15 protein-coding genes and 1 pseudogene are annotated in these 20814 nt (G+C 65.5%); 8 read left to right on the top strand and 8 right to left on the bottom strand.

Annotated features, from left to right (window positions below; genetic code table 11):
• From ACESL5_RS07405 to ACESL5_RS07390, 4 genes are all read left to right on the top strand, one after another.
• The coding region (locus tag ACESL5_RS07405) for a hypothetical protein (RefSeq protein WP_372592143.1) at nt 1-460 on the top strand (460 nt) is incomplete at its 5' end.
• A 94-nt stretch (nt 461-554) separates the two neighbouring features.
• Nucleotides 555-1844, top strand: coding sequence for a TolC family protein (locus ACESL5_RS07400; protein ID WP_372592142.1), 1290 nt, complete (start codon nt 555-557; stop codon nt 1842-1844).
• Nucleotides 1841-3478, top strand: a complete 1638-nt coding sequence (locus ACESL5_RS07395) for an efflux RND transporter periplasmic adaptor subunit (RefSeq protein ID WP_372592141.1) — start codon at nt 1841-1843, stop codon at nt 3476-3478. The genes ACESL5_RS07400 and ACESL5_RS07395 overlap by 4 nt, the downstream gene beginning before the upstream one ends.
• A gap of 11 nt (nt 3479-3489) precedes the next feature.
• Nucleotides 3490-6570: an efflux RND transporter permease subunit gene (locus ACESL5_RS07390; protein WP_372592140.1), complete on the top strand. Its 3081-nt coding sequence runs from the start codon at nt 3490-3492 to the stop codon at nt 6568-6570.
• Nucleotides 6571-6816: 246 nt separating this feature from the next.
• Here ACESL5_RS07390 and ACESL5_RS07385 read toward each other — a convergent pair whose 3' ends face one another.
• A complete protein-coding gene (locus ACESL5_RS07385; protein WP_372592139.1) occupies nt 6817-8493 on the bottom strand; it encodes a hypothetical protein in 1677 nt (558 codons plus the stop codon).
• A gap of 105 nt (nt 8494-8598) precedes the next feature.
• On the opposite strand from ACESL5_RS07385, the gene ACESL5_RS07380 reads away from it, so the two are divergent.
• From ACESL5_RS07380 to ACESL5_RS07365, 4 genes and pseudogenes are all read left to right on the top strand, one after another.
• Nucleotides 8599-9699 carry a homocysteine S-methyltransferase family protein gene (locus tag ACESL5_RS07380; protein WP_372592138.1) on the top strand — a complete coding sequence of 367 codons (1101 nt, stop codon included), beginning with the start codon at nt 8599-8601 and terminating at the stop codon, nt 9697-9699.
• Nucleotides 9700-10075: 376 nt separating this feature from the next.
• Complete coding sequence (fdxA, locus tag ACESL5_RS07375; protein ID WP_372592137.1) at nt 10076-10396, top strand: ferredoxin FdxA; 321 nt, start codon at nt 10076-10078, stop codon at nt 10394-10396.
• Between the two features lie 203 nt (nt 10397-10599).
• Nucleotides 10600-10923 (top strand): rhodanese-like domain-containing protein, encoded by a 324-nt coding sequence (locus ACESL5_RS07370; protein WP_372592136.1) that lies wholly within the window; start codon nt 10600-10602, stop codon nt 10921-10923.
• Nucleotides 10924-11049: 126 nt separating this feature from the next.
• Nucleotides 11050-12657: pseudogene (locus ACESL5_RS07365) on the top strand (protein adenylyltransferase SelO family protein); the annotation flags it as partial.
• Nucleotides 12658-12839: 182 nt separating this feature from the next.
• On the opposite strand, the gene ACESL5_RS07360 reads toward ACESL5_RS07365, so the two are convergent.
• The 7 genes from ACESL5_RS07360 to ACESL5_RS07330 form a co-directional block, all read right to left on the bottom strand.
• Complete coding sequence (locus tag ACESL5_RS07360; protein ID WP_372592134.1) at nt 12840-13319, bottom strand: DUF6998 domain-containing protein; 480 nt, start codon at nt 13317-13319, stop codon at nt 12840-12842.
• A 761-nt stretch (nt 13320-14080) separates the two neighbouring features.
• Nucleotides 14081-15088: an LLM class flavin-dependent oxidoreductase gene (locus tag ACESL5_RS07355; RefSeq protein WP_372592133.1), complete on the bottom strand. Its 1008-nt coding sequence runs from the start codon at nt 15086-15088 to the stop codon at nt 14081-14083.
• Nucleotides 15089-15371: 283 nt separating this feature from the next.
• Complete coding sequence (locus tag ACESL5_RS07350) at nt 15372-16178, bottom strand: sulfite exporter TauE/SafE family protein (protein WP_372592132.1); 807 nt, start codon at nt 16176-16178, stop codon at nt 15372-15374.
• 64 nt (nt 16179-16242) lie between these two features.
• Nucleotides 16243-17835, bottom strand: a complete 1593-nt coding sequence (locus tag ACESL5_RS07345; protein WP_372592131.1) for a gamma-glutamyltransferase family protein — start codon at nt 17833-17835, stop codon at nt 16243-16245.
• A gap of 46 nt (nt 17836-17881) precedes the next feature.
• Nucleotides 17882-19204, bottom strand: a complete 1323-nt coding sequence (locus tag ACESL5_RS07340; RefSeq protein WP_372592130.1) for a TRAP transporter large permease subunit — start codon at nt 19202-19204, stop codon at nt 17882-17884.
• 16 nt (nt 19205-19220) lie between these two features.
• Nucleotides 19221-19808 carry a TRAP transporter small permease subunit gene (locus ACESL5_RS07335; protein WP_372592129.1) on the bottom strand — a complete coding sequence of 196 codons (588 nt, stop codon included), beginning with the start codon at nt 19806-19808 and terminating at the stop codon, nt 19221-19223.
• 3 nt (nt 19809-19811) lie between these two features.
• A partial coding sequence (locus ACESL5_RS07330; protein WP_372592128.1) for a TRAP transporter substrate-binding protein occupies nt 19812-20814 on the bottom strand: 1003 nt, incomplete at its 5' end.

Below are 20814 nucleotides of genomic sequence, written 5' to 3'. Positions count from 1 at the left end.
CGCTATTGCCGCTCGACATGTCTTCCCTTACAGTCCAACGAGTTCCGACTGGCCGGGACGATTCCATTCGACAGCTTCAGGATTGCCCTTGATTCACCGACTGCGACAACGCATTGCGCAAGACCGGCGGCTCGTCGCTCTTCTCTGCTTGGCCGTTGTCCTGCAAGGGCTTTTGTACGGTGCCTGGCACTTCCATGCCTCCGGTCACGACGGCAGCCATGCCGCGTCGGCGCACATGGAACACGCCGAGGCGCACCAGGCCTCGCACGCGGATGCGGTGGAGATCGAGTCCTCGGCGCTGCTGAAGTTCTTCGGCGGCGGGCTCGGCCTGATCCTCATGGCATCCCTGCTGATCGCCCTCCCGCGCAAGCAGGCGATCCGCCCCGCGCTGACAACCCCGGCGCTTCGCTCCTCGTCGCCAAGGTTACGCCCTCCCGAACGCGCCCCTCCCCTCGCCTGACAAACTCCCCACCCTGATCGCGCCACACCAGTCGTCGACTTGATCGACGCGTGGCTTCCGCCCCGCTGCGGGCCTTGATCCAGAGGAGTTCGTCATGCCAATGGCGTCTCGACCCGAGCGGGTGCAACGCACCCGCCACCCCTTGCTCGTGGGCAGCCTGTTGCTGCTTGCCCCCCTGGCTACCCTGGCGACCGACTGGACGCTCGAGCAAAGTGCCGAACGGGCATTGACCGTCGCGCCCGAGCTCGACGCCGCCCGGGCCGAACGCGACCGCCGCGCCGGTCTCGCCAACGAGGCCGGTCGCTGGCCAAACCCCCGACTTGAACTCGGCTTCAGTGACGAACTCGGTGTCGAGGACGGGTCCGGCGGATGGTCGGTGCAGGAATACGCGGTCCGCCAGTCCCTGCCGCTCGACGGGCGCATCGGTCATCGCGCCGACGCCGCCGACCAACGCACCGAGGCGGCAGAGGCCCGACGTCTGCAGCACGCCCTGGAGACGGAGCATCGCGCGGCCCTTGCCTTCCACCGGCTGCAATGGGCCGAGGCCCTCGTCCGGCAGGCAACCGTCCAGCGGGAATGGACCGAGCGCTTCGCCCGCATCGGCGATCGCCGGGCCCGGGCCGGCGATCTCTCCGAACGCGAAAGCCTGCGGCTGAACCTGCTGCGTGCCGAGGCCCGGGCCGAACTGGACGAGGCGCGCCAGGAGCGAGCGTCGGCCCTGGCCGACTACCGCGGCCTGCTCGACCTCGATAAAGGAACCACTGTCTCCCTGCCCGAACTGGATCGGGCACCAGCGCCACCGGCACTCGACGCGCTTCGGCGGCGACTGGAACGACACCCCACCCTCCTTGCCGCCGCCCGGCAGGTCTCCGCCGCGCGGTCCGAGGTGGAACAGGCCCGTGCCGAGCGCCTGCCGGACCTGGCCGTGCGCGTGGCGCGTGAACGCGCCTACATCGACGGTCGCAAGGAAAACACTCACCACGTCGGCCTCTCTGTCGAACTGCCGCTCTGGTCGCGGGGACGTGGCCAGGTCGATGCGCAGCAAAGCGCGGCCATCCGCCGGGACGCCCAGCGCCAGGCGACCCAGCGCGATTTGGGCATCCGGCTGGAACGGTTTCATGCCCGCCTTGCCGGCGTACTCGAACATATCGATGAACACCGCACCGCCATGCTTGCGCCGGCCGACAAGGTCCTCGAGCAGACCCGACAAGGGTTCGAGCAGGGCGAACTGAGCCTGACCGAGCTGATTGACGCCGCCCAGGCCCACATACGCGCCACGCGCCGCTACATCGACCTGCTGCTCGAGGCACGGGAACTCGAGTCCGACCTGCGTCTGGCCGCCGGCCTGATGATCAACACCGATCACCCGGAGCAAAACCGATGAACCCGATTCGCCTGCCCCGCCGGCGCCTCTGGCTCGCGTTGGCGGCTGCCTTGAGCCTTCCTCTCTCCGGCTGCCTGGACGACCCCGGCCACGAACACGATGAACAGGGCGAACACGTCGACCTCGACACGGTCGACGAATCGGACCACGGCGACGAGCCGCACATGCTCTCGGTGACGACCTGGTCCGGTGCACTCGAACTGTTCATGGAGTACCCGGAGCCCGTCGCCGGTGAACCCGGCAAGTACATCACCCACCTCACGTGGCTGGAAGACTTCTCGCCGGTCGTGTCCGGCCCGCTCCGGTACCGGTTCAGCCGCGAGGACGGCCACGTCGAGGAACACGTCGCCGAGACCGTCGCCCGCGACGGGATATTCCTGCCCGAGATCGCCGTCGAACGCCCCGGCCACTACCACCTGGAGCTGGTTCTGGGCAGGGGCGACGACCGGTGGAGCATCGAGGCCGGGCATGTCGATGTCGTCGCCGCGAACCAGGCGAACGACCAGCGCGGCGACGAACCGGTCCACGACGAGGAGCATCACGGGGCAGACGACCATGGCCACGACGAGGCCGGGGATATCGCGTTCCTCAAGGAGCAGCAGTGGCGCATGGACTTCGCCGTCCAGCCGGTGTTCACCGACTACATCACCGAGCGCCTGTCGCTGCCGGCACGCATCGAGCCGCGTCCCGGCCAGAGCGCCGAGGTGACTGCCCCGGCCGGCGGGAGGCTGCTCCCGCCCGAGAACGACGCCTGGCAACGGCCCGGCGAGCGTGTCGAGGCCGGCGACGTGCTCGCCCGCGTCCTGCCGCTGAGCGGTGCCGAAGACGTCGGCCTGCTCGACCTCGACCTGACCCAGGCCCGGGAACGCCTGTCGCTGGCCCGTGCCGAGCGCGACCGGGTCCAGCGACTGTACGGCGACGGTGTCGTGTCGGAAAAGCGACTGGAACAGGCAACGTCCGAATACCGCGTCGCCCGCCAGGCACTGGAGCGTGCCCGTACCCGGCTGGAACAGCTGGAAGGCGGGCGAGACCAGTCCGAGGCCGCCGTTGCCCTGCGAGCACCCATCAGCGGCGTGATCACGGCCAGCCCGCACGCACCCGGCGAACTGGTCGCTCGCGACCAGGCGGTGTTCTCGGTGCTCGACGACAGTCGTGTCTGGCTCAAGGCCATGGCCTACCCCGGCGACATGGCGCGCATCAAGGGACCCGGCGACCTCGTCGCCCGCCAGGCCGGCGGGCAGTGGCAATCGCTCCCCGGGGCGGAACACGCCTACACCGGCACCCGGACCGAGGAGAACGGCACCGTTCCGCTGGTCTTCGACGTGCCCAACCCCGAGGGCCGCCTGATTCCCGGCACCGCCTGGTCGGTGGCCTTCTCGACCGGCGCCGGGCAGATGGCCGTCGTGGTGCCGGACTCCGCGATCCTCGACGACGACGGCATCGAGGTGGTCATCGTCCAGCACGGTGGCGAGAGCTTCGAACGCCGCCAGGTCAAGACCGGCATCCGCAGCGGCGACCGCGTGGCGATCACCGCCGGTCTGCATCCGGGCGAGCGCGTGGTCACCGAAGGGGCCTACATCGTCCTGCTGGCCTCGCGCGGCGAGCAGGACATCGGCCACGGCCACGCCCACTGAGGAGAACGGACATGCTGGACCGACTGATCGACTGGTCACTGCAGAATCGCCTGCTGGTGGTGGCCGCCTCCGCCCTGCTGCTCGTGCTCGGCGTGATCACCGCCCGCGACGTGCCGGTGGACGTGTTCCCCGACCTGACCGCCCCCACGGTGACGGTGATGACCGAGGCCCCCGGCCTTGCCACCGAGGAGGTGGAGCAGCAAGTCACCTTCCCTATCGAGACGGCGATGAACGGGGCGACCGACGTGCGCCGCCTGCGCTCGCAGTCCGTGCCGGGCTTTTCCATCGTCTGGGTGGAGTTCGAGTGGGGCACCGACATCCTCGAGTCTCGCCAGATCGTCACCGAGCGCCTCGACCAGGCGCGCGACGACCTGCCCCGGAGCGCCGGCGTGCCGCAGCTCGGCCCGATCACCTCGATCATGGGCGAAATCGAGTTCTTCGGTGTGCGGGCCTCCGAGGGCGCCAGCCTCATGCTGGCCCGCGAGGTGGCCGACTGGCAGCTCGAGCCCCAGTTGCTCGCCATCCCCGGCGTGGCCAACGTCACGGCCCTGGGCGGCCATGTCCGCGAGTACCAGGTGCTGGTCTCCCCGGAACGCCTGCAAGAGATGAACATCGGCCTCGACCAGGTGCGCGAGGCGGCTGCCCGGGCGAACCGCAATGCCGGCGGGGGCTGGATCAGCGAGGGTGGCCAGGACTACGTGCTGCGCTTTCTCGGTCGGACGGAGCGCTCCGCCGACATCGAGGAGGCCGTCATCACCGTACGTGACGACGCACCGATCCGCATCCGTCACGTGGCCGACGTCCGCGAGGGGCCGGGCATTCCGATCGGGGACGGCGGGATCAACGGCGACCCCGGCGTGATCGTCGCGGTATCCAAGCAGCCCCACGCCGACACCCTAGAACTGACACGTCACATCAAGGCGGTATTGCAGGAGGCCAAGGCCGACCTGCCCGAAGGGATCCACATCGAGCCGGGGCTGTTCCGCCAGGCGGACTTCATCTCCCGGGCAGTCGACAACGTGGCCGTCGCCCTGCGCGACGGGGCGATCTTCGTCGTGGTGGTGCTGTTCGCCTTCCTGTTCAGCTTCCGCACCACCCTGATCTCGTTGCTCGCGATCCCGCTGTCGCTCGTGGTCGCCCTGATCGGGCTCAAGTGGATGGGCATCGGCATCAACACCATGACCCTCGGCGGGATGACCATCGCCATCGGCGCGCTGGTGGACGACGCGATCATCTTCGTCGAGAACATCTACCGGCGGCTGCGCGAGAATGCCCGCCTCGACCGGCCCGCCCCGGCCGCAGGCGTGGTCTACCGCGCCTGCTCCGAGGTACGCCAGTCGGTGGTCTTCTCGACGGCCATCATCATGCTGGTGTTCGCCCCGCTGTTCTTCCTCCAGGGCGTGGAGGGCCGATTGCTCGAGCCGCTGGGACTGGCCTACCTGTTCGCGATCGCCGCCTCCTTGCTGGTGGCCCTGACGCTGACGCCGGTCCTGAGCCTGTGGCTGTTGTCGAAGGACAAGGCCATGGGCCAGGAAAAGGACCCGCCGGTGATCCGCTTCGCCAAGTGGATCTACGCTCCCATCCTCAACGCCAGCCTGCGCTTCGCGCCGGCCGTGCTGGGCATCTCGGTGGTCATGGTGGTGGCCACCCTCCTGGTGATCGGCCAGTTCGGCCGCTCGTTCCTCCCCGAATTCAACGAGGGAAGCCTCACCATCGCGGTGACCGCCCCGCCCGGCACCTCGCTGGAGACCTCCGCGGCCATCGGCCGACAGGTGGAAGACGTCCTGCTCGGCTTCGACCAGGTCCAGAGCGTGGCCCGCAAGACCGGTCGAGCCGCCCTGGATGCCCACACGCAGGGACCGAATGCCTCCGAGTTCGAGGTCATGCTGGGCGAGCTGCCCCAGGGAAAGGAGGCGTTCATGGCCGAACTGCGCGGCGCGCTCGACGGTGTGCGTGGGGTCAACATCAACATCGGCCAGCCGCTGTCCCATCGCATCGACCACATGCTCTCCGGCACGCGGGCGGCGATCGCCGTGAAGGTCTTCGGCCCGTCGCTCGCCGAGCTCCGGCGACTGGGCGGAGAGCTCGAGGGCACCATGCAGGAGGTGGACGGCCTGGTGGACGTCGCCATGGAGCCGCTGCAATCCGTGCCGCAACTGCGATTGCGCGCCGATCGCGAGGCCATCGCCCGCTACGGGATGTCGGTCGAGGAGGTCGCGCAACTGGTGGAAACCGCCTACCGCGGCAGCGTGGTGTCCGAGGTGTTCGAGGACAACCGGCGCTTCGATCTCGTCGTCCGGTTCAACGACGAGGCCCGCGAGGATCGTCACGCGGTCGGCGACACCCTGATCCAGACGCCCACCGGCGACATGGTGCCGCTGCGCGCGCTGGCCAGCCCGTCGTTCGAGCGCGGGCCCGGAACCATCCTGCGCGAGAACACCCAGCGACGCCTCGTGGTCAGCGCCAACGTGGCCGGGCGCGACCTGCGCGGTGCCGTCGAGGCGATCAAGGCGAACGTCGATGCCGATATCACCCTGCCCGAGGGCTACCGGGTGGAGTACGGCGGCCAGTTCGAGGCCGAGGGCAATGCCACCCGCACGATCGGCTGGGTCTCGCTGGCCGTGCTCGCCGGCATCCTGCTCCTGCTGCAGATGGCCTTCCGCTCGCTGCGACTTGCCCTGCTGGTGATGGTCAACATCCCGCTGGCGCTGGTCGGTGGCGTGGCCGCCGTCTGGGCCATGGGCGGGACGATCACGGTAGCCGCCCTGGTGGGCTTCATCACCCTGTTCGGCATCGCCATCCGCAACGGGATCCTCCTGATCAGCCGCTTCCAGGCGCTGGCGCGCGAGGGCATGGACGTGGACCAGGCGGTGGTCACCGGCTCCATGGAACGGCTCGCCCCGATCCTGATGACCGCGCTCACCGCCGGTCTGGCCCTGATCCCGCTGGCGATGGGGCTGGGCGAGGCCGGGACCGAGATCCAGGCCCCCATGGCAGTGGTGATCCTCGGTGGCCTGGCCACCTCGACGCTCCTCAACATGGTGGTCCTGCCCGCCCTGTACCGGGTCGTGGCAAAACGCCACGCGACATGATCAGCCTCGATTCGGTCTCCCGCCAAAACGGGGTAAACCCCTAGGTCCACCACTGCCGGCCGATCCATTTGCCTCCACTATGGAGGGGTCGCGTCTCACGACTGGTGTCAGGCCGCCTGGAGTACTGGTCGCCATGTATCCCCGAGAAGACAAGGCGCCTGTAGACCCGACCGGTTCGCGCAAGTGGTTACGGCGACCTCCCGGGAAGGCCGCAAGATTCACTGATGGGAACGCAGCTTCAAAACGTCACCCTGAAGCCGCACCGGATTCGCCCTGCCCGACGCGTTTCTCTTGCGACCAGTCCAGCCGAATGTCCCAGTCGTGCTGGTGCTCCTCGGGCAGCGGTGGATCGCTGGCATCCACTTCGTCGTAGACGTTTTCCGGCGGCACCACCGTGGCATCACGCCCGTGGATGAAGCTCTGCTCGTCGACGATCACCCGGTAGGCCTTGTTCAGGCGCAGGGCGCGCTCGGGTGACGGCGTGATCAGGGTGTAGACGTCGGCCGCCTCGACCTTTTCGCGGTCCACCTCGCCCTCGTCGGTGAACCAGCGGGCCTGCATTTCCGGGTTGTTGCGGAATTCGCTGCCACCACCGACCCGCGCGAAGTAGGTCAGGATCTCGCCGTCGATCTCCCCGACGTTCGGGGCATCCTTCATCCCCTTGAGATCGAGGTAACCCCAGCCGTCGGCCCCGGTGACCTTGCGCGGGAAGGCGAAGGTCTGGTCGAGGGTCGACCCGATCGTGCTGTGGCAGCCCATGCAGAAGAGGTGCTCCTCCTTGGTCTGCGGGCGCAGCTCGCCTTTCTTGTCCTCGATGAAGCCAAGCACGAGCCAGCCGAAGTCGTTGGTCAGGCCGTGGCCGGTGTCGGCAAATCCCGGGAGCACATCCTCGTTCTGTTCGTGGCCGTTGTCGTCGTGGCCCTGCTCCTCCTCGTGGCCCTCGTCGTCGTGACCCTCTTCCGCTTCCTCGTAGATCTCGCGCAGTTCGTCGCGGTCGTGGAAGGCGAGCTTTTTCATGTACCGCACTTCCTTCATGCGAGGGGTGTGCGTGATGCTGCCGTCCTCGGTCACGCCCACGTAGCGCACCGTGTGCAGGAACTGGGTGCCCTCCGGGTAGAGCATGGTCGCCACCGGCACTTCGTCGGCATCGCCGACGTAATGCTCGGGCCGCTGGATGCGGGTCACCACGCTGCGTTCGCCGTCCCCGTTCAGGTCCGCGCACACCGCGTTCTCGTCGACCGGCAGGCTCTCGATCTCCGGGAGGTCCTTGATCGCCGCCTCCAGGATGGCGAGGTTGGCGCGGTAGGCATCGGCGGAGTATCCGCCCTCGCCTCGGCAGTCACTGGCCTGGCGGAATTTCTCCGGCAGGCGAAGCATGACGTCGTCGGTCGAGCCGTTCGTCGGCCAGAAGGTGCTTGGCAGCGGCTTGTAGTTGAAGGCCACCCAGCCACTGCCATCGCGTGCGAACCCGTGTTCGTCGAACGCCCCGGCGGCGAGCTGCAGGTCGTCGATGTCCGGGACGAACCCGTCCCAGCCCATCGCTTCCAGCCGACCGGCGAGCGCCGAGTAGTTGTCCTCGGCGATGTACTCGAGGATCTCCTCGTCGCTGATCGAGGCGACTTCCTCGGATCGATCCCGGAACAGGTTCGACCAGCGGTTGGTCATGGCGAAATCCGAGAAGTCGTACTCGGCCTGGAGCCTGCCGTCATCCATGAAGTTGGGACGGTCCTTGTCCTTGTAGCTCTGGTGGCAGGTGTAGCAGGGATTGAAACGCCCGTCGGTGCGCGTGTAGCACTGGGGCGGGACGACGGCCTCGTGGTTATCGACGCCGTCGAGCGACAGGCCACCGGACTCGTCGCCGGCACTGACCGCCATTGACGAGGTAGCGAGAACGATCGCGAGAAACGGACGGGAGAGTGTCATCGGCAAGGCCTCCTTGATGAGGGAACATCACGCCGGCCGGTTGATCCTTGCTCGCATTCTTTGATGCCGGACCCAGCCTGGAAAGAACAGGATTAGCTGTGCCTCATGTTAGCCGCACTCGCCGCGGAAATCGCCTTCATCATCCCGAGCAACCCACCACGTTTGCTACACGCAACGGACCAACCGTTTGGCTTTGCGCCGCAAATCTCAGCCGCAATCATGTTGTCTGCCACAATGACAGGCAGACACGAATCGTCCCGGGATGGCATGGCAATGACGTACCAAGCGCTGCAACAAGGCGAGGTCAGGCTGCTTGACGGTGCAACCGGCACCGAGCTTGAGAAACGTGGCGTGCCCATGAGCGCCGGCGCATGGAGTGGCCCCGCCTCTCTCGAACATGGCGAGATCCTGGAACAGATCCACCGCGACTACATCGTTGCCGGGGCCGACATCATCACGGCGAATACCTACGCCACCTCGCGCGCGCTTCTCAAGCTTGACGGCCTTGGCGACAAGTTCGAGGAGATCAACCGGGCATCGGTCCGCGCCGCACTGCGGGCAAGGGAGCGCTGCAACCGGCCGGATGTCATGGTCGCCGGGTCGTTGTCTCACCGGGGACCGATCGCCGACGGTTCCGCCCAGCCCGACAGCCATGCCGCCATCGGCCTCGACGAAATGGCCGATGCGCTCCGCGAACAGGCCCGTCTGCTGCGCGACGAAGGCTGCGACCTGCTCCTCCTCGAAATGATGTACGACCCGGCCCGCATGCCGCTCGTCTTCGAGGCGGCCGCCCAGACCGGCCTGCCCGTCTGGGCCGGATTCTCCGCCCGGCGCGGCGAGAACGGACAGCTGCTCGGATTCGGCCCCGGTGAGGATGTCCCATTCGCGCAAATCATCTCGATCCTGCACGACTGGGAAGTCGACGCGGCAGGCATCATGCACACGCCAGCGAACCTGGTCTCCGATGCCCTGGAAATCCTGCGCGCGACGTTCGACGGCCCGCTCATGGCCTACCCGGACTCGGGGTATTTCAAATCCCCTCATTGGCAGTTCGAGGACGTGATCACGCCCTCCGAACTCCACCGCTACGCCGAGGCATGGATCGAAGAAGGTGCGCAGGTACTCGGGGGGTGTTGCGGTCTGTCTCCTGAGCACATCGCGGCCCTCGCGCCACTCAAGCGAGGGCCGATGCCTGAAAACGGATGAATCCACACGCCCAAGCTCGCCGCCATTCCGTTTTCAAAAGCTAAGGCCTTGTTTACGCTCGCGGTAGCAGCATTCGCTTGATCGGGCGACGAAGCCGCCTTGACCCCCACATTGAGCACGTTCGACACCAACGCGAACAGTCGATCGCAGCGGCGCCCCTTCCGCAAGCGATGGAGCCGAGCCAGCCGCCAGCCTTGGAGACGGGCTCCACGAAATGGCCAACGCGTCTGCGGGAGTCGGGTCGATCGGAAAATACCAAGTGATAGACTCGGGCTTTCTGCACCCGGACCGTGTCGCGTGGCTCGGGGATGGGAATCCCCATGGGGGCAGCACCACCAGCCATTGCCCTTGGATTGAAGGGCTGGAGGAGAAACGAATGACGTACGTCGTGACCGAGAACTGCATCAAGTGCAAGTACACGGACTGCGTCTCCGTGTGTCCCGTCGATGCCTTCCGCGAAGGGCCCGAGATGCTGGTGATCGACCCGGAGGCCTGCATCGATTGCGACGTCTGTGTCGCCGAATGCCCGGCCGGGGCGATCTTCGACGAACACGACGTTCCCGAGGACCAGACCGATTTCATCGAACTCAACAGCCGGCTGGCCGAACAATGGCCCACGATCTCGGAGATGAAAGACCCGCCGGCCGACGCCGAGGAGTGGGACGGCGTACCCGACAAGCGCTCCTATCTGGAGTGATCGCTTTACCCACATGCCCGTTCGGCGCTTAGGGTTCGCCATTGCGGGGAGTGGCTGACTTGCCCGTCCCCCGGCGTGGGCGTGCTCGGATCGAATCAACCCCTACCCGGCAAACGTGCTCGCTGGCCACCTTCTCACTTCAAATATCGCACCAGGGTTGCCGAAGGGACACGACGACCTATCGATAAACCGGGATAGAACCCATGCAAAACATGAAGGCAAAAGCGTTGGCCGCCTGGCTCAACGACGAAACCAGTCCCAGCCCCCTGCTACTCGATGTTCGGGAGCCGTGGGAGTACCAGCTCTGTCATATCGACGGCTCGCAGACCACGCCGATGAACACGGTGCCGGCCAATGTCGGGCATTTGGACAAGCACAAGCCAATCGTGTGCATTTGTCATCATGGCATGCGCAGCATGCAGGTTGCCTTGTTCCTGGAACAGCAGGGATTCACCGACGTGATCAACCTCACCGGCGGAGTCGATGCCTGGGCAACGCAAGTCGATAGCGGCATGCCCACCTATTGACGGTTGCCTGCCGGTCGACACGGTGATGCGGGAAAACCGGAACATATTCCCGGCCAACACAGCGATAAGCCAACTCGTCGCCCCACGTAACCGACCGTTCGTCACCAGGTGCACCCGGGAATACCCATGACCCAAGAACAGACCCAGCAACACTTGCCCGAAAAGCCCTCTGCCATCTCGAGTCTCGAGGAGCTCGCCAACGTCGTCGATTACTCCCTGATGAGCACGCTCAAACGCGATCCGGATGCGACGAGCGATGGCATCGACCACTCACCAAGACAGGTCTTTTCCGGGCATTACGTACCCGTCAAGCCGACCCCGATCGAAAACCCGGAATACGTCGCTCACGGTCGAGCGCTTTTCCGTGACCTGGGTTTCGACGACAGCCTGGCGCGGTCCGACGGGTTCGTCCGCCTGTTTTCCGGCGACCTGGCTGTCGTACCCGAGACGATGAGCAACGTCGGTTGGGCTAGTGGCTACGCCCTTTCCATCTATGGCACGGAATTCGACCGCCAGTGCCCGTTTCAGACCGGCAACGGCTACGGCGACGGTCGAGCCCTTTCCATACTCGAGGTCGTGACAAGGGGCCAGCGATGGGAGATGCAACTGAAAGGGGCCGGTCGCACGCCCTATTGCCGGGGCGCGGATGGACGGGCGGTCTTGCGCTCCAGCGTTCGCGAGTTCCTCGCCCAAGAGCACATGCACGCCCTCGGGGTACCGACATCGCGGTCACTGAGCCTGTACGCATCCAAAACCGAAACGGTCGATCGGCCCTGGTACTCGGATGGCAGCCAGGCCATGAATCCCGACACCCTGGTTCGGGAACCCGTTGCCATCTCCACCCGGGTGGCGCCCTCGTTCATTCGGGTCGGCCAGCTCGAGCTCTTCAGCCGCCGTGCTCGCAAGCAGGCTCACCCGAGAGCCAGGGAAGAGCTGGAAGCGCTCGTCTCGCATCTGATTGACCGAGAATACGCCGAGGACGTTGATCGAGAAGCGGGAGTTCGCGAGCAAATCATTTCGCTCGCGCTCGCGTTCCGAGACCGGCTCACCTCGCTGGTTGCCGACTGGATTAGGGTTGGCTACTGTCAGGGCAACTTCAACAGCGACAACTGCGCGGCCGGGGGCTTTACGCTCGACTATGGCCCGTTCGGGTTTTGCGAGGTCTTCGACCTCTACTTTCAACCCTGGACGGGAGGCGGACGCCACTTCTGTTTTTCCAACCAGCCCGCCGCCGCGGAACGCAATTTCCGCACGTTCTGCACGACCTTACGCCCCCTGCTGGACGATGATCCGGAAGCCATCGCGCAGCTTGATGCGATGCAGGACGACTTTGCCAAGGTAATGGGCGAAAAGTTGGAACGAATGTGGGCCAGCAAACTGGGCCTGGCGTCGGTCGACGCCGAGTTGTTTGTCGAACTGCAAACGTTGATGACCACCACCCCGGTGGATTACACCCTCTTCTTCCGCGAGCTTTCGGCGATTCCCGACAGCATCGGGCCACTCAAGAAGAGCTTCTATGCCGATATCGATCCCTCGGACGTTTCAAGCAAGCCGTCTGCAGAGAACCCCCGCGCAACCGACGAGCGCTGGTCCGAGTGGCTGGCCAAGTGGCGATCGCTCGTCGGTGTCGACGACGACACCAAGTCGGCAACCGAGTTGGCCCGAACTCGCGACGAGATCTCCAAGGCCATGAAACGGGTCAACCCGAAGTACACGTTGAGAGAGTGGTTTCTCGTTCCCGCCTACCAACAAGCGGCGGCCGGCGATTATTCGGCAATCAGGGAACTCCAGGAGGTAATGACGCAGCCATACGCCGAGCAATCAAAAGCGGTGGAAGAAAAGTACTACCGGCTCAAGCCATCATCCTTGTTCCATGTCGGTGGCGTTTCCCATTACAGCTGCTCGTCCTGACCTGATCATTTCAGCGAGGGGTGAATCGCTTGATTCGAAGTTGTCATTGGCAGTCTAAGCTCGGAAGGAATTCCCTCCATGAGCTTGGCAAGTCGGCTCAAAGAGATCTGGAACTGTCCGTTACTTGGCTTCTTTTTCCCTTCGAACTCTCGCCACACGACATGGCCAGGCCCGTTATACACTTCGGAAAAGCCACCTTCGCGATCAAGGCGAAGAACCAACAAATGCTCCGGCCCACTCCTTAGGCCAACACGATTTGCTTGCGTTGCTTTGATTTCGATTCCCAGGCCGTTTTTTACGGCATCCACCCCTGGTGACGAGGCGCGCAGCAGCTCAAGCCCATAATGATACGCAGCCAAGCACTCGCCCAGACTACCCACAAGATGCCCATCTGGAGTGAAATGCCTTCCCGGGAACATTTCTTCCAGTTCACCGACGATCCGATATAGATCGCCGATCAGCTCTGGCAAACGCGCCCTATCCATACACTCCCCTCCTTCCCCCGAGCGCCCGGATTGCGCCGCGCGCATCTCCGCGTCATGTTCTCGTCACCCTCAGTGTGAGGCTCTTGAATGGTCTAGGAAAGTGGGGGCGATTCAGACAACGGCGGTTGTAACACCGAGATCACTCGTTCGATGAGACCAGGGGCGTGCTGATCACTTGCCAGACTGAAACAGCCAACCCCGTGCTTGGCCCAGTAACCATGTGTTTCTAGCTGATCGCCTCCGATATTTCGCGGAACGAGGATCAGGGAGAGTTCCGGCTTTCGCCCCGCCAGCCTGAGTGAGTCATTGTAGATGGGTGCCAGCGCAAGCATTCGCCGGGCGCATTTCGCAGAACTCAAGCGGTCCTTTCGCTGAACACCATGGCAATGGGACCCGCATCGCCAGACCCGCCAATCCGGCTTCCAGAGGATGTGGGCCAGACTTTGGGCCCAGACTTTCGCCCCATAATCCGGCTTTCTTCGAGTACCACCACGAATTCCCTCGCAGATTTTCGAGACACCCTGAAGGCGAAGAAATTCGCACTGATGAACAAACGAACCAGTCAGGTTCGAATCCAAACACTGCAATCAGATCATTGCCAAGGTAACGACGACCGAATCACATCAGTTTCTTATGTGGTCGCAAGATATGTGCAGGGGCGCCCGGGAGACCGCCGACGTCGATGCCCCGCCCAAGGAGACGCAACGGCACCCGAATGAAGTCATTTGCCCATAGGGCGAGGAAGACACGCTTTTTCGCGGTCACGACACCTCGGCCTTGGCGGCAATGCGGTTGCGCACGCCGGCCAGCAGCTCGTAGGAACGGCAGCGGGCAGCGTGATCGAAGCTCGAGTTGGTGACGATCAGTTCGTCGGCACCGGTAGCCTTGAGGAACCGGCCGATCTCCCACTCGACCGTGTCGGGCGACCCGATTGCCGAGCAGGCCATGGTTTGCTCGATCACCGCCCGTTCGAAGCGCCCGACCCGCTCACGGTAACCGGCGACCGGCGGCGGGATCGGCCCGGGCCGACCCTGACGCAGGGCGACGAAGGACTGCTCCATGGAACTGGCGTGAAAGCGTGCCTCCTCATCAGTGTCGGCCACGTAGGCGTTGAAGCCCACCATCGCGTAGGGCTTGTCGAGAAACCGGGATGGCCGGAAGTTCTCACGATAGTGCGCCAGCGCGTTCATCAGCTCGCCCGGGGCGAAATGGGAGGCAAAGGCATACGGCAGCCCGAGGGCGGCGGCCAGCTGGGCGCCGAACAGGCTCGACCCGAGGATCCACACCGGTACCTTCCGTCCCGCGCCGGGGATCGCGCGCACGGCCTGCCCCGGTTCCGGCTCGTCGAACAGGGCCAGGATCTCGGCAACTTCGTCAGGAAATCGCTGCGGGTCGCTGCCCTCCCGTCGCAGGGCACGGGCGGTGGTCTGGTCGGTACCCGGCGCGCGCCCCAGCCCCAGGTCGATCCGTCCCGGGAACAGGGTATCGAGCGTGCCGAACTGCTCGGCCACCACCAGCGGCGAATGATTGGGCAGCATGATGCCACCGGCACCGACGCGGATTCGCTGGGTGGCTGCCGCCACCTGACCAATCACCACCGCAGTAGCCGCGCTGGCGATGCCGGGCATGTTGTGATGCTCGGCGAGCCAGTAACGTCGGTAACCGAGGTCCTCGGCATGGCGGGCGAGATCCACGCTGTTGGCGAATGCCGAGGCGGCATCCGAGCCCTCGGTGATCGGGGCGAGATCGAGTACGGAAAAAGGAATCATAGGCAACAAGTGTAGCGGACGGCTGCCCTCGCCTGCCGACGACCCGTCCGCCCTCTCGCGACACCCCCGGCATCGTTGGCATCGGCAAGAGCCCCTATCGAATTAGCGACCGGATAAGGAACTCCACGTGTCCGTCCGGGAAAAGCTCTGGAGCACGCATTACATGTTCCCCGCCTGTCCGGTCGACGGGGTACAGCAGCTCAGATTCACCACGGACCTTTAGCGGGTCGGTGCGATCGATGTGTCGACACCTCGCCGGCATTTCAAGCCAACCGTCCCTCACTCAAAAGAACAGCATCTTGAGACCCACCGCGATCAACAGCACCGCGAAGGCGCGCCGAAGCTTACCCACGTCCAGCCGTTGGCACAGGCGTACCCCCAGCGGGGCGAAGAGCATCGTCATCGGCACCAGCAGGACGAAGGCCAGCCAGTTGACGTAACCGGTCGACCCGAGCGGCAGCCCCACCTGGTTCCAGCCCGTCAGCATGTAGCCGATGGTCCCCGGTACGGCGACCACCAGCCCGACTACCGCCGCCGAACCCACCGCACGGTGCATGGGAAAACTGAAGAAGTTGAGGAACGGGACCACCAGCGTGCCACCCCCGATGCCCAGCAACGAGGCGAGGCTGCCGATCCCGGTCGCCGCACCGCGCTGGCCCCAGGCACCGGGCAGGTGGTCGGTCAGGGCCACCGGACGGCCTGCCGTCAGAAGCATGTGGGTAGCGATCACGATCATGAAGCCACCGAATATCACCCGCAGAAGCTCGCCCGGCAGCACGGCGCCGAGCAAGGTGCCGACCACCACGCCGGCCAGCACGGCCGGGATCCAGCGCTTGACCAACGGGCCATCGACGTTGCCCCGGGCTTGATGGCTGCGCGAGGACATGCTCGCCGTGACCACGATCGTGGCAAGCGATGTTCCCACCGCCAGGGGCATCACCACGTCCGGCGCCACGCCGACATGGATGAAGACGTGGTAGAGCATCGGCACAATGACGATACCGCCACCGACGCCCAGCAAACCGGCCAGCAGGCCGGCGGCTGCGCCACTGGCGAGAAGTAACGGAATCAGGACGAGAAGGTTTTCCATTGGGTACCGTGGTCAATTAGAAACGGGAGAAAGCGAACCTGCCCGGGCGGCGTCCGGGCAGGCATCAGAAACCGGCGACACTGCCATTGCCACGGGGGTCGGCTCCACCGGCGAGCACGCCGTCGGGTGAGCGCACGATCAAGCCGGCGTGCCCCATCATCTCGTCGAAGGCAGCCACCGACTCCACCTCGTGCCCCATCTCGGCAAGCCTTGAGGCGACGGACGGGTCGAAACGGGCTTCGAGCTTCAACGAGGTCGACGGGTTGCCCCAGGTTCGTCCCAGTAGCCAGCGCGGAGCGGTAACGGCTGCCTGGGGCTCGACCGCGTTCCAGACGTGGCGGGCGAACAGTGCTGCCTGTGTCTGCGGCTGGCCGTCACCACCCATCGTGCCGTAAACGATCGTGCGGCCATCGTCGAGACAGGCCAGCGGCGGATTGAGCGTGTGGAACGGTCGGCGGCCCTTTCTCAACACCCTTGGAGAATCCGGTTCGAGAGAGAAGGCCAGCCCGCGGTTTTGCCAGTTGATGCCGGTCTCGGGGAGCACCACCCCACTGCCGTACTCGTGGTAGATGCTCTGGATCACGGACACGGCATTACCCTCCCCGTCGATCACGCCGAACCACGTGGTGTCGCCCGGTTCGCCCACCCTGCCCCAAGGCATGGCCCGGTTGGGATCGACCTCGTCGGCCAGCCCGTCGAGAAAACCCGGATCGAGGAAGGTCTCGACCGGGACATCCATGTCGGCGGGATCCATCAGCGACTCATCGCGCACCCGGAATGCCCGCTTGGTCGCCTCGACGATCCGGTGGATGGCCTCGGGGCTGTCAACCGGGAAGTCGGCCACGCCGAGACGCTCGGCCAAGGCCAGGATGATCAACGACACGACGCCCTGGGTTGGCGGGCGGCTGTTGTAGACCGTCGCCGACCCGACCCGGCAGGCCAAGGGTTCGCCCACCTCTACCTGGTGGGCGACCAGTGCCTCCAGCCCGACCGGGCTACCCACCCGCCCGAGATCCTCGGCGATCGAGCGGGCCAGTTTCCCCCAGTAGAACCCCTCCAGCCCCTCGTCGACCAGACGACGCAGGGTGCGACCCAGCCGGGGCTGGGTCTCGATTGCACCCGCCGGTCGGTGCTTCCCGTCCAGGAGAAAGGTCTCGGCGAAGCCGGGGACGGATGACAGTTCGTCGGTGCGCGACGCGGTCACGGAGGCCTGGCTTGCCGTGACCGGGTAGCCCGACTCGGCGTAGCCGATGGCGTCTTCGAGCAGGCGCGAGACCGGCACCCGTCCACCCAGCTCGCCAGTCGACAGCTCGAGCGCGGCCTTCCAGGACGAGACGGCACCGGCCACGGTCAGCGCGGCATCCGGCCCGCGGGTCGGGATCGCCGTCATCCCTCGCCCGGTGTAGTCGTCACGGTCTGCCGCGGCCGCACCGCAGCCTCCGACGTAGCGCACCGCCCCACCGGCCGGCTTGATAAGCCAGAAGGCATCTCCGCCGATACCGGTCATGTGCGGGTAGACCACGGCCAGTGTCGAGGCGGTCGCGACGGCGGCCTCGATAGCGTTCCCGCCTTCACGCAGGATCGCCAGTCCCGCCTCGGAGGCGAGCGCGTGCGGGGCGACCACCATGCCGCGGCGGGCACGTGGGGTATTGATCATCGGGTTTCTCCGTTTGGTCACGGGGCCGCGCCCCGCGGTGAAAACCTTACCAGCCCATGCTCTGCGGCAAGCCCGTGGCCACGCTCGGGAAGATCAGCACGATGGCGAGTGTCAGCAGTTGCAGGCCGATGAAGGGCAGCACACCGAGGTAGAGATCCCGGGTGCGCACCTCCGGGGGCGCCACCCCCTTGAGGAAGAACAGCGCCCAGCCGAAGGGTGGCGTCAGGAACGAGGTCTGCAGCACCAGGGTCACCAGCATGGCCAGCCAGATTACGTCCACGTCGGCAGCGAGAAAGATCGGCAGCATCAGCGGCAGCACGATGTAGGAGATCTCGATCCATTCGAGGAAGAAGCCGAGCACGAACAGGATCAGGAGCATGAACAGGATCGCCCCCATGGTGCCTCCCGGGACCCAATCGAACAGTTCGCCGATCATCTCCTCCCCGCCGAGCAGGCGGAACGACAGCGCGAAGGCCTGGGCGGCGATCAACACGAACATGATCATGCCGGTGAGCTTCAAGGTGTCGCGCATGGTCTGCTTGAGCGTGGCCATGTCCAGTCGCCCCATGGCCGCGACGATCGCCATGGCCCCGAGCGCCCCGATGGACGCCGCTTCCGTGGGCGCGGCCACCCCGCCGATGATCGAACCGAGCACGGCGACGACCAGCAGCACCGGCGGCACCACCGTCTTGACCACCTTGAGCCAGAGCTCGCCCCGCCCCATCGCGTCCCGTTCGGCCTGGGGCAGTGGCGGGGCGTGGTGCGGCACCAGGCGCCCGAGGACGATCAGGTAGATCACGTAGAGCGCCGCCAGGAGCATCGAAGGCACGATCGCCGCGGCGAACAGCTCGCCCACCGACTCGCCCATGATGTCGGCCAGGAGAATGATCAACAGGCTCGGCGGGATGATCTGGCCAAGCGTGCCCGATGCGCAGATGGTGCCGCTGGCAAGCGACGGGTGGTATCCCCGGGCAAGCAGCTTCGGCAGCGTGATCAAGCCGACGGCCACCACCGTCGCGCCGACGATGCCGGTCGAGGCGCCCATCAGCACCCCGATGACGATGATGGCGATCGCCATGCCGCCCGGTCGGTTACCGGCCAGGTGGCCGACCACGTCAATCGCACTCTCGGCGATGCGGGACTTCTCCAGCAGCACCCCCATGAACACGAACAGCGGGATGGCGAGCAGCGTGTAGTTGGTGATGACCCCGAAGATGCGCGCCGGCAGCAGGTTGAACATGAAGTCGCCCACGCCGATCAGCCCGAAGACGATGCCGACGGCGGCGATCGAAAAGGCCACCGGGACGCCGGCAAATATCAGGACCAGCAATCCCGCGATCATCATCAACGCCAGGCTGTAGGAGTCCATGGGTCCGTCTCCGTATTCAGGGGGATGTCGCCGGCTGTTCCGGCGGAGTTTCGGGCTGCCCGACAGATTTATTCGAGGCAAGCACGGCGTCCGGGTCGCGAGCGAAGACCGCCAGGCCGTCACGCAGGGCCATGGCGAACCCCTGGATGGCGATCAGCGAGAATCCGAGCGGGATCACGGCCTTGACCAGGTAGCGGTACGGCAGGCCACCCGGGTCGGGCGAGACCTCGCCCATGCGGTAGGACTTCGTGACGTAATCGACCGAGAGCCATCCGAGCCACAACGCCATCGGCACGATGACCAGCGCGGCGATCAACGCGCCGAACGCCCTTCGCAGCCGGGGCGGATACCTCTGCCAAAGGATGTCGACGCGGACGTGCTCGTCCTGCTGGAGCGTGTAAACCGAACCGAGCATCGCGATCAGGGCCAGCAGGTGCCACTCGAGCTCCTGCAGGCCAACCGAGCTGACGTGGAAGACGTAGCGGAACAGGACGTTGCCGGCTACCAGGAGCACCAGGGCCAGCGTCAGCCAGGCACTGAGGCGACCGATCAGCCCCACCCCCCGGTCGAGCGACCGGGCCAGTTCGTGGATTGCCGTGTTCATGGCTCAGCTCAGGTCGGTCTGCAGCACGGTCTCGCTGCGGCGCTGCCACAGGTCGTGCTTTTGCTTGAAGGCGAAGTAGCTGTCGTGGACCTTCCTGGCCATCGGATCCTTCGCCGCCAGATCGCTGAGCGCATCCCCGGTGCTTTCCTTGAGGCGCTTGACGATCTCCGGCGAGAGCGTGCCGAGCTTGACTCCGTGGTTCTCGACCAGGTCGGTAAGCGCGTCGGCGTTGTTGGCCTCGGACCAGGTGTGGCTGGTCACGTTGCAGGCACTGGCAGCGTGGCGAACGATGGCCTGCAGGTCGCCCGGCAGGCTGGCCCAGGCTTCCTTGTTGACCAGCAGCTCGGTGACGTTGCAGGGCTCGGCCCAGCCGGTGGTGTAGTAGTGCTTGGCGGCCATGTGCAGGCCGAGACGACGATCCTGGTACGGCCCGACAAACTCGGCGGCATCGATCACGCCCCGCTCGAGCGCCGGGAAGATCTCGCCACCGGGTAGCAGCTTCACGCTCACGCCTAGCTGCTCGTAGACCTTGCCAGCCAGACCCGGGATGCGCATGCGCAGGCCATCGAAGTCATCGACGGACTCGATCGGGTCGCGGAACCAGCCGGTCATCTGCACGCCCGTGTTACCCGCCGGCATGCCGATCACGTTGAACGGCTCGTAGACCTCGTCCCAGAGCTTCTGGCCTTCACCGTGCTGCAGCCACGCGGTCATGCCCTGGAAGTTCATGCCGAACGGCACGGTGGTGAAAAACTGGGCCGCCGGCGTCTTGCCCGCCCAGTAGTAGGCGTTCGCCCAGTTCATCTCGACGACGCCGTTGGAGCAAGCATCGAACCCTTCCATCGCCGGGAGCAGTTCGCCCGCGGCGAAATGCTTGATCTTCAGCCGCCCGCCGGACATTTCCTCAACGATGCGGCAGAAATCCTCCGCACTGCCCGGGCCGGTGGAGTAGAACGGTGCACCCGCCGGGTAGGCATTCGTCATCTTCCAGACAAAGGTCTTGTCC

This window comes from Guyparkeria sp., assembly GCF_041687595.1.
Taxonomy (GTDB): Bacteria; Pseudomonadota; Gammaproteobacteria; order Halothiobacillales; family Halothiobacillaceae; genus Guyparkeria.
This window is presented reverse-complemented; position numbering and strand designations above follow the sequence as displayed.

What these genes read in the sequence shown, in the direction of transcription:
- ACESL5_RS07380 (WP_372592138.1), top strand. Translation starts at nt 8,599, where the DNA reads ATGTTAGCCGCACTCGCCGCGGAAATCGCCTTCATCATCCCGAGCAAC.
- fdxA (WP_372592137.1), top strand. Translation starts at nt 10,076, where the DNA reads ATGACGTACGTCGTGACCGAGAACTGCATCAAGTGCAAGTACACGGAC.
- ACESL5_RS07360 (WP_372592134.1), bottom strand. Translation starts at nt 13,319, where the DNA reads ATGGATAGGGCGCGTTTGCCAGAGCTGATCGGCGATCTATATCGGATC.
- ACESL5_RS07390 (WP_372592140.1), top strand. Translation starts at nt 3,490, where the DNA reads ATGCTGGACCGACTGATCGACTGGTCACTGCAGAATCGCCTGCTGGTG.
- ACESL5_RS07345 (WP_372592131.1), bottom strand. Translation starts at nt 17,835, where the DNA reads ATGATCAATACCCCACGTGCCCGCCGCGGCATGGTGGTCGCCCCGCAC.
- ACESL5_RS07335 (WP_372592129.1), bottom strand. Translation starts at nt 19,808, where the DNA reads ATGAACACGGCAATCCACGAACTGGCCCGGTCGCTCGACCGGGGGGTG.
- ACESL5_RS07340 (WP_372592130.1), bottom strand. Translation starts at nt 19,204, where the DNA reads ATGGACTCCTACAGCCTGGCGTTGATGATGATCGCGGGATTGCTGGTC.
- ACESL5_RS07355 (WP_372592133.1), bottom strand. Translation starts at nt 15,088, where the DNA reads ATGATTCCTTTTTCCGTACTCGATCTCGCCCCGATCACCGAGGGCTCG.
- ACESL5_RS07350 (WP_372592132.1), bottom strand. Translation starts at nt 16,178, where the DNA reads ATGGAAAACCTTCTCGTCCTGATTCCGTTACTTCTCGCCAGTGGCGCA.
- ACESL5_RS07400 (WP_372592142.1), top strand. Translation starts at nt 555, where the DNA reads ATGCCAATGGCGTCTCGACCCGAGCGGGTGCAACGCACCCGCCACCCC.
- ACESL5_RS07385 (WP_372592139.1), bottom strand. Translation starts at nt 8,493, where the DNA reads ATGACACTCTCCCGTCCGTTTCTCGCGATCGTTCTCGCTACCTCGTCA.
- ACESL5_RS07370 (WP_372592136.1), top strand. Translation starts at nt 10,600, where the DNA reads ATGCAAAACATGAAGGCAAAAGCGTTGGCCGCCTGGCTCAACGACGAA.
- ACESL5_RS07395 (WP_372592141.1), top strand. Translation starts at nt 1,841, where the DNA reads ATGAACCCGATTCGCCTGCCCCGCCGGCGCCTCTGGCTCGCGTTGGCG.